General features: G+C 34.3%; 16 protein-coding genes and 1 pseudogene. 13 read left to right on the plus strand and 4 right to left on the minus strand.

Annotated elements, in window-relative coordinates; translation table 11 throughout:
- A pseudogene (locus HX049_RS08160) lies at positions 1-774 on the plus strand (M56 family metallopeptidase); the annotation flags it as partial.
- 115 nt (positions 775-889) lie between these two features.
- Here the strand turns inward: HX049_RS08160 and HX049_RS08165 are convergent.
- A complete protein-coding gene (locus HX049_RS08165; protein ID WP_006259918.1) occupies positions 890-1705 on the minus strand; it encodes an XRE family transcriptional regulator in 816 nt (271 codons plus the stop codon).
- Positions 1706-1977: 272 nt separating this feature from the next.
- On the opposite strand from HX049_RS08165, the gene HX049_RS08170 reads away from it, so the two are divergent.
- From HX049_RS08170 to HX049_RS08190, 5 genes are all read left to right on the plus strand, one after another.
- Positions 1978-2250, plus strand: a complete 273-nt coding sequence (locus HX049_RS08170; RefSeq protein WP_286415321.1) for a hypothetical protein — start codon at positions 1978-1980, stop codon at positions 2248-2250.
- 70 nt (positions 2251-2320) lie between these two features.
- The gene (locus HX049_RS08175) at positions 2321-2548 is read left to right on the plus strand and encodes a hypothetical protein (protein ID WP_006259916.1); all 228 of its coding nucleotides are present in this window, start codon (positions 2321-2323) and stop codon (positions 2546-2548) included.
- An 891-nt stretch (positions 2549-3439) separates the two neighbouring features.
- A complete protein-coding gene (locus tag HX049_RS08180; RefSeq protein ID WP_025125244.1) occupies positions 3440-3790 on the plus strand; it encodes a hypothetical protein in 351 nt (116 codons plus the stop codon).
- Positions 3787-4248 (plus strand): CHAP domain-containing protein, encoded by a 462-nt coding sequence (locus HX049_RS08185; protein ID WP_286415323.1) that lies wholly within the window; start codon positions 3787-3789, stop codon positions 4246-4248. The genes HX049_RS08180 and HX049_RS08185 overlap by 4 nt, the downstream gene beginning before the upstream one ends.
- A 45-nt stretch (positions 4249-4293) precedes the next feature.
- Positions 4294-4803 carry a hypothetical protein gene (locus HX049_RS08190; RefSeq protein WP_286415326.1) on the plus strand — a complete coding sequence of 170 codons (510 nt, stop codon included), beginning with the start codon at positions 4294-4296 and terminating at the stop codon, positions 4801-4803.
- 102 nt (positions 4804-4905) lie between these two features.
- Here the strand turns inward: HX049_RS08190 and HX049_RS08195 are convergent, their stop codons facing one another.
- Positions 4906-5508: an ATP-binding cassette domain-containing protein gene (locus HX049_RS08195; RefSeq protein ID WP_286415330.1), complete on the minus strand. Its 603-nt coding sequence runs from the start codon at positions 5506-5508 to the stop codon at positions 4906-4908.
- Positions 5509-6004: 496 nt separating this feature from the next.
- Between HX049_RS08195 and HX049_RS08200 the strand changes: the two genes are divergently transcribed.
- The 3 genes from HX049_RS08200 (at position 6005) to HX049_RS08210 (ending at position 7432) form a co-directional block, all read left to right on the plus strand.
- The gene (locus HX049_RS08200) at positions 6005-6448 is read left to right on the plus strand and encodes a hypothetical protein (protein WP_006259908.1); all 444 of its coding nucleotides are present in this window, start codon (positions 6005-6007) and stop codon (positions 6446-6448) included.
- A 98-nt stretch (positions 6449-6546) separates the two neighbouring features.
- The gene (locus HX049_RS08205) at positions 6547-7047 is read left to right on the plus strand and encodes a septal ring lytic transglycosylase RlpA family protein (protein ID WP_286415331.1); all 501 of its coding nucleotides are present in this window, start codon (positions 6547-6549) and stop codon (positions 7045-7047) included.
- Positions 7031-7432 (plus strand): septal ring lytic transglycosylase RlpA family protein, encoded by a 402-nt coding sequence (locus HX049_RS08210; RefSeq protein ID WP_286415332.1) that lies wholly within the window; start codon positions 7031-7033, stop codon positions 7430-7432. Before HX049_RS08205 ends, HX049_RS08210 begins: the two co-directional genes overlap by 17 nt.
- 2 nt (positions 7433-7434) lie before the next feature.
- On the opposite strand, the gene HX049_RS08215 is transcribed toward HX049_RS08210, so the two are convergent.
- Entirely contained in the window at positions 7435-7902 is a 468-nt protein-coding gene (locus HX049_RS08215; protein WP_286415334.1) for a CYTH domain-containing protein, read from the minus strand.
- A 97-nt stretch (positions 7903-7999) separates the two neighbouring features.
- Here HX049_RS08215 and HX049_RS08220 point away from each other — a divergent pair, with 97 nt between their 5' ends.
- Positions 8000-10072, plus strand: a complete 2073-nt coding sequence (locus HX049_RS08220) for a site-specific recombinase (RefSeq protein ID WP_286415436.1) — start codon at positions 8000-8002, stop codon at positions 10070-10072.
- 55 nt (positions 10073-10127) lie between these two features.
- Here the strand turns inward: HX049_RS08220 and HX049_RS08225 are convergent, their stop codons facing one another.
- On the minus strand, positions 10128-12005 hold the full coding sequence (locus HX049_RS08225) for a monovalent cation:proton antiporter-2 (CPA2) family protein (protein WP_286415336.1): 1878 nt from the start codon (positions 12003-12005) through the stop codon (positions 10128-10130).
- Between the two features lie 175 nt (positions 12006-12180).
- On the opposite strand from HX049_RS08225, the gene dinB reads away from it, so the two are divergent.
- From dinB to HX049_RS08240, 3 genes are all read left to right on the plus strand, one after another.
- A complete protein-coding gene (gene dinB, locus HX049_RS08230; protein WP_286415340.1) occupies positions 12181-13251 on the plus strand; it encodes a DNA polymerase IV in 1071 nt (356 codons plus the stop codon).
- Positions 13252-13314: 63 nt separating this feature from the next.
- On the plus strand, positions 13315-14211 hold the full coding sequence (locus tag HX049_RS08235) for a S66 peptidase family protein (protein ID WP_286415342.1): 897 nt from the start codon (positions 13315-13317) through the stop codon (positions 14209-14211).
- 1 nt (position 14212) lies between these two features.
- The gene (locus HX049_RS08240) at positions 14213-14572 is read left to right on the plus strand and encodes a YraN family protein (protein WP_286415344.1); all 360 of its coding nucleotides are present in this window, start codon (positions 14213-14215) and stop codon (positions 14570-14572) included.
- The last annotated feature ends 51 nt before the right edge of the window (positions 14573-14623 follow it).

Genomic DNA, 14623 nt, shown 5'->3' on the forward strand with positions numbered 1-14623 from the left:
GAAGAGTTAACTAAAGCACGAGAAGAAAGTATAGCTAAAGCGGAAGCTTCTCGCTCTAGAATGCTAGAAGAGAGAAAAGTAATTCTAGCTAAAGCGGAAAAAGTACGAAAAGAAGCTTTAAAAGCACGAAAAGAAGAGTTAACTAAAGCACGAGAAGAAAGTATAGCTAAAGCGGAAGCTTCTCGCTCTAGAATGCTAGAAGAGAGAAAGGAAAGGGAGGCAGCAAAAGAAGATCTAGATTTTCGTTTAGAAGAATACAGAAAGAAGTTGACGGAAGGCACAGTAATAGATGGTAAGAATGTAGTTATCATTAAATCTGGTAAGCGCAGTAAAGGGGAGTTTGTGTATTATGTAAACGGAAAGCTGTATGATGAGAGTAATAAACATGAAGCAGAAGCACTAATAGAGAAATCAGGTGTTAAAACTGTTCGCGTTTATAATAGGGCAGCTGCAGCTGACGAACTTGGCTATACGGGTAATGGTAGTGTGTATGGCTTTACATTAATGACAGATGAGGATCGTGCGAATGAGGCTAGAGTAGAAGTGATAACTAAAAAATATAAAGAAAAAGTCATCAAAGATATGACTCAAGTACAGAATAGCGACTATAAAGGACTAGTATATGTCAATGGTGTGAAGAAGTCTGCCGAAGATCTAAAAAATATACGCACAGATAAAATGGTATCAATGGATGTATTTAAAGGAGATGCAGCAGTCGAAAAATATGGTGAAGAAGGAAGAGAAGGTGTTATCCTAATACGTGTAAAACCTTAAGTGAGATTCTTATATAAGATTATGTTAGCGAGTGTGATCTCTATAAGAGGTTACCACTAAAAAGAGATAAAGCCAGATTACGATCTGGCTTTATTATTTTAAGTAAGGTCTCTGCTTAGAAAATACGTTTAATCACGTGGAATATTTGGTATACACTATTAATAGGGTATTCAAATGGTTCGTATATTTTATTACGACTAGATAAGGTGATGACACCTTTTTTCTCGTCATAGTTCGTAATGTCTTTTAAGAAGGTAGCATCTTTAGTGATGACGATGAATCCATAAGTCGTGTTTCTAAAACCGCCTTCCCATAGGTGTCGTCCTACTTCACGTCCTAGTACTTCTGCTCCATCAGGGGTATCTTCTATATTTCCTCCATTCATAGAGTCTCCTACTACATCAAATGCCTTATAATGACCAAGCCCAAACTTATCTACTCTGAACTGTACTGTGTCAAACTCCTGTATAAGCTGTGCGTCATCCTGATAGCAGGTAATATAAGAAGCATGAGCTGATGAAGGGATCTTTAGTACTTCTATATAGATACGCCCATCAGGGTAGAAGGTAAACTTGTTTCCGTGGTTATTATACATAATCTCAGGTACAGTATCCTTCGTGATATTAGTGGCTTCGAAGTTATAGAGCTCTTGCGTAGGAGTATCTCCTGTTAGCTCTTGTATCGCTGGAGATGTATGTGATGTTAATAACATACTCCCTTCTCCTGTTAGTAACCAATGCTTGCTTAAGCTTAGGGCAAATTTGGTTAGATTCTCTATAAAGTTATCGCTGATGTTTACACGTCCATTTACTATCTGAGAGAAAGAAGACTTAGTATACCCTAGTTTTTGTGCTAGATCTGTTTGGTTCTTCGCTAATCCCTCAAAGAAAATCCACTTGATGGCATCGTTTACGCGTTGAATTCTATCCATAATAGTAATGATATTTTAAAAACTATGTTTCTAATTGTTTTTATAATCGAAACTTTGTTTGTATGTTTGTAAAAGTAATAGGAACAAAATTAGTCAAAAAAAGCATAGATAGCTAATTTTAAAGGGATAAACTGAAATAATAGCGGTAGAATACTTCGACAGAAACAAGTAAGATATTCTAAATAAGCAGTGAACTCTCCTTTATAATACGAACGATGTTTATATTCTGGGTGTGTTTTGTTCGATATATCAACACCAAAAAATAAATTATTATGAAAGCAGTGATGAGTACATCAACCGTATTTGAAGCAGGAGAGCCAGCTATTCTGACTTTAAAAGAGAAACGAAGTATAGAGCGTGAACTGTATCTATACAGTGCTTTATATAGAACTAATGGCACTGGATACGTCACTTCTGGGGAGCGTATCTGTATAAACCAAGAGAGAGGGTATCACCTAAGCGTAGGTGGAGAAGAAGAGTTAAAACCTTATCAAATATCTAGTGAGTTAGAAGAAAAAATAGCTAGGCTAAGAGGTAGAAGGTAGTGGGTAAGGAATAAGTGATTGTAAATAAAGTTTCGATTATTAAATTGTTTTATCATTAAAAATAAAAGTTATGACCAAAAGAGTAGCAGGTAGTCAATTAAATAAGTTGAGAAGATATAAGCTGATCTTGGATTTGTATAATCAATACAAGACAGAAGACATCCCAGTGACGGTGGTGTGGAAGAAATATATCTGTCCTGTGTATCCTATTTCTCGTACGACTCTATATGAAGTGCTGAATACACCAGTGTATAAAGAACTCGCAAAAATAGAGGCAACCATGAAAGACTTAGATTAGAGTTATTAACAGTGTTTATAAGATGTGAACAGAGTTGTTCAGCCTCTTGACAACAAATAGGTTATGCTGTTGATAAGTGAGATTTTTGTAGAATAATAATTAGGTTATCAACAGTGACTATAAGAAGTGAACAAGAGTGTTCAGTTACTTAACAGAAAGTTGAGTTAAGGTAGTAAAAGAACGATCTTTGTAGAGTAGAAATGCAGAAATAAAAATTAGGAATATAGGAGTAGTACTTGCACAATTGGCGCCTACGTGCAATGTCTTTCCATCAGTATATTCTTTCCATTACAGATGAGAGTAATCTCATCACAGTATTTATAATCCAATAAAAAATAGAGTAAAGTGTACTTGCTGTCAAAAAGCGAGCAAGGATAATTATGTCTTTATTGTTTAGAAAAGTATTAACCAATCAAAAAAAATAAAATTATGTCAATAGAACAGAAAGCAAATTGTACTAATGTTGATTCATTAGTAAGCGTAAAAGTAGATATCAATAAGGATTTGTTGTGTAGCGGGAGTACTCAAATTTGTGAGTATTTACTATTAGAGGAAAGAAAAAAATTCAAAAGTTTATTCAATTTCATGTATGTAAAGGTATTTACTATAATTACCAATTGAAGGATGGTGATACGATAGCCAAGTTAGGAATAACTGAAATTGATGGTAGGAAATATCCGGATGAAGAGTTTTATAGTCAGTATTATGTTAAAGTGTATTTGGAAAATACTTCAGATTATGAATTTGTGCCATTCAATTACATTTCAGTTGATGAAAAAGTTCCTGATATGGTCAACTATATTGGTAAGACTATACAGCTAGTTAATATTTTACGAAACATGTAATTAATCGTTATGAATAAAGTATAACCAATCCAAAACCAGTGTGCTAATGAATGAAACAATAATAGTGACGGTAGTAGGCTTAGTTTCATCATTAGCGACATGGTGGGCTGCTAGACGTAAGAGTAAAGCTGAGGTACAAAGCTCAGAGCTCGATAATGTAGAGAAATCTCTAAAATACTATAGGGATATAGTAGATGACTTAGGAATTAAATTAAAAGAAGCTACCAATGAGCTTTATAAAACGTCTAATCTGCACCGTGAGGCTATCGATGAGCTAACTGCTGCTAAGAAGGTAATCATCAATCTAGAACAGAAACTAGAGAAATTGGCTCTACAGAATAAGGAGTTGATCGATGAACTAAGGAAATATAAACAGCTAAATGGTAAGAGAGAATGAGAACACAATTAGTTAAACAAGCTCAGAGTCAACTTCATGTACAAGAATGGCCTATCAAGAATAATAAAGGACCTGGAGTAAAAAAGTATCTGAACAGCGTAGGGTTAGGCGAGGGGTATGCGTGGTGTATGGCTTTTGTGTACTGGTGTGTACAAGAGGTGTGTACTGATTATAAACTGTCAAATCCTTTAAAGAAAACTGGAGGAGTTTTAGCTCAATGGAATGCGAGTAAAGAGCTTCGTGTTACTAAACCTGAGGTAGGAGATATCTTCATCATGGACTTTGGGAAAGGATTAGGTCATACAGGTATCGTGATAGCTGTGAATGGAGATATTATCACAACTATAGAAGGAAATACGAATGACCAAGCAAGTAGAGAAGGGTACATCGTGGCTGAGAAGAAACGTCATATCCAAACGATCAATAAAGGATTTATCAGTGTGTTTAGTAACTCGTGATGCTATACAGTCTACCCAATTACATAATCAAAAAACTATATGAATATGAAAAAGCATGATCGATATATGCTCGTTTTTTTAGTGTTGTTGTTAGCACTTCTATTGATGAGCTGTGGTAGTCGCAAGACAGCGATTAATATGCAACCGACCACCACTGAGCAGGTAACCCAGACGGTAGAAGAAGTAAAGAGGGATACGGTACTGGTAATCCCTGCTGATAAGAGTCAGTATATAGCTGAATTAGCTGTACAAGGAAATAAAATAGTTGTGAAAGATGCGAATATAAAGCGCAGTAAAAACAAGGTGTTACAACCGCCAAAAGTACAGCTTCAAAATAATAAGCTAATCGTAGACTGTGAGTCAGAAGCTCAACGCTTATTCTTCGAATGGAGGGATAAGTTTATCAAAGAACAAAAGGTAGTGGAGACAAGAATACCCGTAGCTGTACCCCTGAGTCTATCATGGTGGCAACAGACACAGATATGGCTAGGAAGAGGGTTTATGTTGTTGGTGTTCTTTGGTATGATAGGATTAGCTCTTAGAGTAAGAGTGTGAAAAAAGTAACCAATCTAAATTATAGAGAGACAGTTTAATGAGACAGATCTTTAATAACAGATAAAGTTTAATAAAATTTATTTACCAACGCTCTAGGCTTGCTTAGGGCATTGGTTTTAATATTCCATTCTCTAGGAGTAGTGATTTAGTAGCTATAGTGTTGACTACATCAGTGTTGTGGTCTGTGAGGATGATGATTTTATGTCTAGCAGTGGTTCTAATAGCGTCTGCTATAAACTCTTGTAGTAGTGGAGAAATACCTGCGAAAGGTTCGTCTAATAGACAGATAGGTTGAGGTAAGTTTAGAATGTAAAGCGTCTGGATGAGTTGTTGTTCACCAGTTGACAAGTCACTAATCTTAGTATTTAAATATTGATGAAGGGATGTGCTTCGAATCATATCTTCTTTTACAACATCTTTTACTGTAAGATGCTTAGGAAAGATATTGAATTGAGGTTTATAGCTAAAGTACTGATTGAGCTCATGCTTATTGTTGATAATATTCTTGTCTATTCGGATATAAGCATGATTTGCTTTAAGTGTACCAAATAAGATTTTCATTAATGTACTTTTACCAGCGCCATTGCGTCCACGAATATTGAGTATATCTCCTGTGGAAGCAGTGAGGTATATGCCTCTGAGTATGGGGGTATTCTCAATCGTGTAGCTAAGGCTATCAATATGTAGGGTATGGTTATAAGACATGTAATAAATATTGAATGAGACATGTGATGACTAAACAGCATAAGGCCGTTAGGAGTAAGGTTTTTATAATCGGCGTTTGATTGTTGCGGTGATAGAATAGTTCGTTCTTCTTGAAGGTCAGAAAGTAGATACTGTATAGACCTAACGTAATTATAGGGATAAAGAAAAACAGAACATTGCGCATCACTATGGTTAGGATGATATTTAAAGCGAGTATAGATAGTATGTTTCTCCAGGGGATAATCATGTTGGGATGCATAAATGTATAGTAGTTAGAGTAATAGGGTGTAATTTACCTTTTTTTATTCATTGTAAAGGAATTTAGATAATTTTAATCTAGGAAGAGACTGAGTTATTAGATTAGAAGAACAAGTAGGTTATGTTTATAAATAAAGATGATGTTTTCGTTAGAGTGTAAATTAATTGTAAAACTTCATTGTGTCCGTTGGCTTTCAATAGTTTTAATTATATTTGCCTCTAAACTAATAACATCAATATGAATTTCGGTACTATTATTAAAGAGGCACACTCGGGTGTTGCTTATTTAGCCTTGATTTTCTTAGCTATAGTAGCAGTGAATGCTTTTATGGGATTATCAGGGAACAAAGAGTTTAAAGACAAAGACAGAAAATTAGGATTGTTTGGATTGATATTCACTCATATTCAGTTATTATTAGGTCTTGTACTTTATTTTGTATCTCCAATGGTTCAAGGATTTGGAGTAGCAATGAAAGATTCTACATTAAGACTTTATGCTTTAGAGCACCCATTGATTAACATCATTGCGATAGTATTAATCACTATAGGATGGTCTAAACACAAGAAAGCGACAGATAGTAAATCTAAGTTTAAGAAATTTGCGATTTTCTATACATTAGGATTAGTGTTGATTTTATCAAGACTTCCATGGAAAGTATGGATGCCAAGTTTATTCGCTTAAGCTTATTAAAATATAGAGTAAAAAAGGATCTTCGAAAGAAGGTCCTTTTTTTATTGGTATGCTTATTGCAAATATTCCTCTGTTCTATTTTATAAAACATGAAAACATATCAATATTTACTAGCTATATCTTTTGTAATTTTCTTATCGAGTTTCGGTGGGACTACAAGAGTCATAAAAGAAAATAATGTAAAAACATTATTGACAAAAGTGACTCCGGATTCTCTAGAGTTAGACAACGATTCTATCGTAATAGGAGAAGAAGAAACAGAAGACTTTATCGTAGTAGATGATGATACACAAGCATCTTATTATCACGATAAATTCACTGGAAGAAAGACAGCTAGTGGAGAGGTGTTCGACAACCAAAAATACACTGCAGCCCATAAAACACTGCCGTTTGGGACAAAAGTGAAAGTGACTAACTTAAAGAATAAACGCTTTGTGATATTGACTATTACAGATCGTGGACCATTCGTTAAAGGTAGAAGTATAGATATCTCTAAAAAAGCTTTTGGTGAGCTAACAGATAATGTTGGTCGCGGTGTTCTAGATGTAAAAATAGAAAAGTTTATTGGAGAAAATGAAGAACAATTATAGTATAAAATATTATTTTCTTGTAATTATATTAACCCTGTTTTTAGGAAGTTGTTCTTCTGTAAAAAACGGACAATACACTTCTAAAGGTAATTACAAATCAAATGTAACTGCCTCTTATTACCACAAAAAGTTTAATGGAAAGCGTACAGCGAGTGGGGAAAAATTCCACAACTCGGGGATGACAGCCGCACATAAAAGCTTACCTTTTAATACGAAAGTAAAAGTTACGAACGTAAGTAATAAAAAATCTGTAAAAGTTCGTATTAATGATAGAGGGCCTTTTGTTAAAGGGCGCGAAATAGATCTATCTAAAAAAGCCTTTATGAAACTAGCGGATCACAAAGGCGAGGGATTACTACAAGTAGATATTAAAATCATTAAGTAATACTACCATTTCTTATAAGGATGATTAGCGATATAAGAGTTGTAATACTTTAGATCACCTGTCACTTCCTCTCCTAACCATATAGGTTTCTCGAATTGTTCAGTTTCGGTAGTTAATTCTATTTCCGCTAGAATTAAACCTTCATTATCTCCGTGAAAGATGTCCACTTCGTAAGTGTGTTTATCAATTTGGATAAGATATCTCGTTTTAGATATTACAAAATCTTCACATAAGGCTATAAGTTGATTCGCTTCATCATAGTTTATTTCTTTTTCCCATTCTAGACGAGAAGTACCTGCTTCATTACTCTTTCCTTTAATAGTAATATAGGCTTTAGTGTCTTTTAATCTGATGCGAACAGTTCTTTCTGGATGAGAGTTAAGATAACCTTGAGTTATTTTATTAGACTTAAAGGATTGCTCTATGAATTCTAGAGAGTTGACTAGAAATTTTCTTTCTATTTCGATCATGATTGTTAAGAATAAAATGTAATTTTATGCCAAAATAAACGTTTTTATTTTACTAACGATTTAAAAGTAGATTTTTTTTCAAATGAAATTACGACATATGTTGCGCTCACCTCATGGGGTAGAGGAATTATTTAATAAATATGTTATTGACGGGAAGGTTTATGCTACAGAGGATTTACTTTTTATTGTTGATTTAGTACATATTTTTAGACCTAAGAATAATAAAAAAATAAATAGAGTATCTATTGATGCACTTTTAGCTTATCTAAAGACACATGAGATAGAAAGAGTAGCCTTAATGGAATACCTAAAAGAACTGTTATCTAATCGACACTTTAGTCGTATGGTATCAGATGCTGGTATACTACAAGATGCTGATTTCTTCGATGAGGTAAAAAAGAGATTATGGGCAAAGGTGCTACCATATCAGCCAGAGAAACAGACTTATGAATACGTTTTAAATCAGGTGTTCTATAAACATACTGATGCTGAATGGGTAGATATGATACCTGAAGAACAGTTAATAGAATTGTTTACCCTACTAAATTTCAATACTATCTTCACAGAAGAGAAAGATGGAGGCGCGCTTAACGAATTGTTGACATCTATAGATATTATTACTCAGCGTATGAGTGGTAGAGCGATGGAAAGCTCGATTATTAATATGGTGCCTGAGTATTCTCATTTGGAAAGCCCCTTTAGAGCTTTGGAACAAGAGTTTTCTATTGTATTGCAAAGCTTCCATAAAGGAGAAATGAAGTTCTTGTTAGAGAATGATATTAACTATAAGCAAATCGTGGTATTGCATAAGCAATGTCAGGAATTTGTAAACCAAGCCTTCAAGAATAGTTCTAAGTATGGAATCTCTATGAAAGTGAATCAAAGTTTACTTAGGTTGAGACAACAACTGGCAAGGGTATATATTCTTATCTCCATCTTGGTAGTAAAAGAAGGTACATTATTAGAACGACAACAAAACTCTATAACACTAGCTCGTAAGCTGATAGAATATAACTGTTATAAGTATAATGTAACAGGACTGGTCAAAGAGAGTACACAGCTGATCTCTTATGAGATTACACAACATACTGCTAAAACAGGAGAGCACTACATTACAAATACGGGTAAAGAATACTGGCATATGTTCCGTGGGTCTATGGGGGCTGGTATTGTTGTTGGTTTTATGTGTATTTTAAAAGTTTTTGCGCATGAAGCTGATGTAAGTAATTTTGGTGAAGCCATGTTGTATAGTTTAAATTATGCATTAGGTTTTTGTTTAATTTACTTACTCGGTTTTACTTTAGCTACAAAACAGCCTGCAATGACTGCAGCTACAATTATTACTGCTATTGAGAATGGAAGAAAACAACATATAGACAGCGTAGATAAGCACATTGGCTTTGCTAAGCTATTCGCTAGGTTGTTTAGATCACAGTTCATTGCTTTCATTGGTAACGTGATTTTAGCATTCCCCGTGGCACTTTTGTTGATTTGGGGAATAGACCAGTTGTTTGGTGTAAATATCACTTCTCATGGATGGGACAAAATGTTAATAGATGCTGATCCTATTGAATCACGTGCTTTGTTTCATGCAGGAATAGCTGGGGTATTCTTATTTATGTCAGGTATTATATCAGGTAATGTATCAAATAGAAATAAACACAATAAAGTATTTTATAGAATCCAAGAACATCCATGGTTAAAAAGAAATATTGGTGTTGCTAGTACAACAAAATTGGCAAACTGGGTAGATACAAAATGGCCTGGTATTATTTCGAATGTTTGGTTTGGTATTTTTATGGGTACTTGTGGGACAATAGGAGCGTTTATAGGTTTAGGTATTGATATAAGACACATTACATTTGTAAGTGGTAACATTGCTCTAGGTTGGTATGGATCAGGCTTTAATGCTCCTGTAAATATGCTTGTATGGGCTTTTGTAGGAATGTGGTTAATAGGATTAATGAACTTTTTAGTGAGTTTCTCTTTATCTCTATTCTTAGCATTCAGATCTCGCAATATACCTCTGAAGGAAACTAAGGATTTGGTTAAAGCTACATGGAAACATTTTAAGAGCTTTCCGATGGAGTTTTTCTTACCTACATCAAGTGTAATCGTAGATAAACCTGCACAGCAGACAGGGGATAAGAAAGAAGATAAAACAAAGTAATTTATTTGTATATAAATAAGAGGGGGCTATTACACGTGTAATAGCCCCTCTTGTATTAATTGATGTCGTTAGAATCAGACGCTGTTTTAGGTTGATTATTGTGACTTCGAGTATTCTTTAAACTGTTTTTCAACATTTCTGATTGTTCTGCAAACTCTAATCTAGATACATTGATGTAGTCTTCTAAATTATGTATGTTTTTGGCTAGCTTTCTAAGAGATGCTCTATCGCTTTTGATAAAAAGTTCACTTTGCATATTTGCTTCTTCATGGCTAAAGCCTAGTTTTTCCAGCATTACTCCACCTACATATACAGCAGAGAAGAAAGTCTCTCTATACACTTCTGTAAGACCATCCTGTAAGTATTCATAAGCATTCTTACGGTTCTTCGCTCTTACAATAACTTCTACATTTGGGAAGTTCTTACGAAGTACAGCTACTAATTGTTGATTTAGTTCAGGAGGATCCATTGCAGCAATAACGTAATCGGCTTGATCCACACCAATAGACTTTAGTATATTAATAGAAGTAGCATCTCCATAATACACATTAAAGCCTAACTTGCGTAAATGATCTACACGTTCTGCATCATTATCAAGAACTAATGTAGGTACATCATTAGCTTGCAGTAGTCGTCCGATTGTATTTCCAAAGTCTCCAAATCCTGCAATTACAATTTTCTTTTCAGCAGTAATATGTGATAAATCGTCGTATTCTTGTTTTTCTGTAGTAGAAGGGCTTAATCCTAAGTAAGGAGCAATCCATTTCTCATTAAGAAGTAACAAGATAGGCGTCACCACCATAGACAGTGCTGTAGTAGCTAGTAAATAATCATACCATTGTTGGTTGATTAGATTAATTGTTTTTCCTAATGCCAAAATAACAAAGGCAAACTCTCCAATTTGTGATAATAAGATAGCAAATAAGAAGTTCTGATCTTTTGGAAACTTCTTCCACTTTCCAATAGCTAGTAAAACAATAGTTTTAATTGCCATAGTACCTAGTAGTAAACTAGCGATAATAAGTGGCTCATTGATTATGATCTGGAAGTTGATAGTAGAACCTACTGCAATAAAGAAGATTCCTAAGAGGAGTGCTTTAAAGGGTTCTATATCACTTTCTAGCTGATGCTTATATGGGTTATTCGCTAGTACTACCCCTGCGATAAACGCTCCTAAAGCAGGTGATAAACCTACCATCTGCATTAATAGTGATACTCCAATCACTAGTAATAAAGCGGAAGCAGTGTAAATTTCTCTAATCTGTAAACGACCTACTGATTTAAATAAAGGGTTTACAATATAGTTACCCACTAAGAAGATAATAGATATAGCTCCTAGTATAGCTAGTGTTTTCATAAAAACTGGTGCTCCGTCTAACCAGCTGTCAGCTTCAGTAGTAATAGGTGTCTTAGTAGAAACAGCTAACAATGGAATAATAGCCATCATCGGAATTACCATAATATCTTGGAAGAGAAGTACGGCAAAACTTGATTTACCCGCATTGGATTGATTTAATCCCCGCTCAGATATGGTCTGTAAGATAATTGCGGTAGATGACATGGTGATTACAAACCCCATAGTCAAGGAGGTTCCGATACTTAAACCAACACCCCAATGTGCAATTGCAGCAACGATAGCAGTAGTACCTACTGCCTGGGCGGTACCAAGTCCAATAATCTCGTTTTTAATTTTCCAAAACTCTTTAGGGTCTAGTTCTAACCCTACTAGGAACAGCATCATTACAACACCGAATTCGGTAGCATGCATGATGTCAGCACTGTCATTTCCAACAAACTTTAGTACAAAAGGGCCAATTAAAACACCTGCAAAAAGATATCCTAATACTGAACCCATTCCTAATTTCTTAGAAATTAGGACACATACAACAGCTGCAAATAGAAAGACAAATGCTTGTGCCAAAAAATCATTCATTACGTTTAGCTATTTTTTTTAGTTAATCAATAATGATATAATTATCATTATATGTTTTCATAGTTCTTACAAAATTAAAAAAAGAGAATAGGATTATTAAGAATATATTTAAAAAAAAGAAGATTATTTTTGTACAAGACGTTTTTTAGGTCTGAATAGATAATTAGTTGATTAGATGAATCGTAAGATTATACATGTTGATATGGATGCTTTCTACGCTTCTGTAGAGCAATTAGACTTTCCTGAACTAAGAGGAAAGGCACTAGCTGTGGGTGGTAGTGAAGAAAGAGGTGTTATCGCGGCAGCTAGTTATGAAGCTAGGAAGTATGGAGTGCGTAGTGCAATGAGTGCGATGATAGCAAAGAAGAATTGTCCTCATCTTATTTTTGTCAAACCTCGATTTGAAAGATATAAAGAAGTTTCTCGTATTATACGTTCTGTTTTTTATGAATACACTGATCTTGTAGAGCCTTTAGCATTAGATGAAGCATTCTTAGATGTAACAGAGAATAAGATAGGATGTCCTAGTGCTACGTTGATAGCCAATGAGATTAGGATGAAGATATTAGAACGAACAGGATTAACAGCATCAGCAGGTATTTCGATTAATAAGTTCTTAGCAAAAATAGCAAGTGATTACAATAAGCCTAATGGGCAAAAGACGATCGAACCCGATGAGGTGATTAGTTTTTTAGAAGAATTAGAGATAAAGAAGTTCTTTGGGATTGGGAAAAAGACTGCGGATAGGATGTATCATTTGGGAATTTTCACAGGTAAAGATTTAAAGGCAAAATCAGTAGAATTCTTAACAGAGCATTTCGGAAAGGCAGGACAAATATATTATGATATTGTGAGAGGACTTAGCAATTCTCCTGTAAGGCCTAATCGAACTATAAAATCCGTAGGTACAGAGCGAACGTTCGATGAGAATCTATCTTCTGAGGTTTTTATTGAGACTAAGCTTGATATGTTAGTAGAAGAGCTTAGTTTGCGTTTAAAGAAACAAAATTTAGGAGGTAAAACGATTACATTGAAGATTAAGTACTCTGATTTCGTACAGCAAACACGTAGTACTACTGTTCCTTATTTTGTATCAGATAAAGAGATTATTCTTGATTTAGCGAAGGTGTTATTATATCAAGAAAAACTAAAGGATTCAGTCCGACTAATAGGTGTGTCACTTTCTAATCTTAATACAGATGAAAAGAAGAAGCCTATAGCAGTACAATTAAGTTTTGATTTTTAATTTTGTATAAATCAGAGAAGTACTTTAGTATTTTGAAGATTGTAATTTTAATGTATTTAAAAAATGATAAAACCAGCATATTTAAAGAAAGGTGATAAAGTAGCTATTGTGTGTACAGCGAGAAAGTTTAGTCACGAAGAAGCGAAACAAGCAATCGCTCTGTTAGAATCATGGGAACTCGAAGTTGTATTAGGAGATACTATTGGTTTAGATAGCTATCAACTAGGTGGAACAGATCAACAAAGGGCAAGTGACTTTACAAAACAATTAAAAGACCCTAGCATAAAAGCGATATGGTGTGCTAGAGGAGGATACGGTACAGTGCGTATTATTGATGATATTGACTTTAGTAGTTTTGTTGATAATCCGAAATGGGTAATAGGTTTTAGTGATGTGACTGTATTGCATAGTCATATTCATAATCTAGGAGTAGAGACTATACATGGACTTATGGCTTTTAGTGTAGAGAAGTCTTTAGTAGAATCTAGAGATTCGCTATATAGAGCTTTATTTGGACAAGAACTTATTTATGAGATAGACAGTGATAGTAGTAATAGATTAGGTATTGCAGAAGGGCAGATAGTAGGAGGAAACTTATCTATCCTTTATAGTCTTTTAGGTTCTAGGTCTTCAGTTGATACAAAAGGGAAAGTACTCTTCATAGAAGATCTAGATGAATATTTATATCATATTGATCGTATGATGCATAATCTAAAGCGAAATGGTATGCTTGAAGGGCTTGCAGGTTTAGTAGTTGGAGGGATGACAGACATGCATGATAACGCAATACCTTTTGGTTATGATGCAAAACAAATTATACTATCTGTAACAGCAGAGTATGATTATCCTATTGTTTTTGAATTTCCTGCTGGACATGGAGTTAGCAATTTAGCATTAAACTTAGGAAGTCAGATTCATTTAGAAGTTAATTCAGAGAAGACTCAATTAAAGTTTATATAATATGGCTAAAAATCATGAGGTAGGTAAAGAAGGAGAGACTTCTGCTGTCGATTTTTTGATTAAACGAGGGTATGAGATTCTCGCTAGAAATTATTTTGCTGAGAAAACAGAATTAGATATTGTTGCTTTAAAAGATGATATCCTTGTTTTTGTTGAGGTCAAGACGAGAAGCTCTCTTGATTTTGGAATCCCTCAAGATTGTGTAAATAATCGGAAGATAAAATTATTGATTAAAGCCGCTAATCTGTTTATTACCGAATTTGAAAGAGAAGAAGAAGTTCGTTTTGATATTATCGGTATCCATAAGAAAGGAGACGTCTTTGATATAGAACATATAGAGGATGCTTTCTATTTTTTTTAAATACTATTAATGATAATTTCCTAAAAAATCCCCTGTTTTATAAGACCGAAA

This window comes from Myroides odoratimimus, assembly GCF_030326305.1.
GTDB lineage: Bacteria > Bacteroidota > Bacteroidia > Flavobacteriales > Flavobacteriaceae > Flavobacterium > Flavobacterium odoratimimum_A.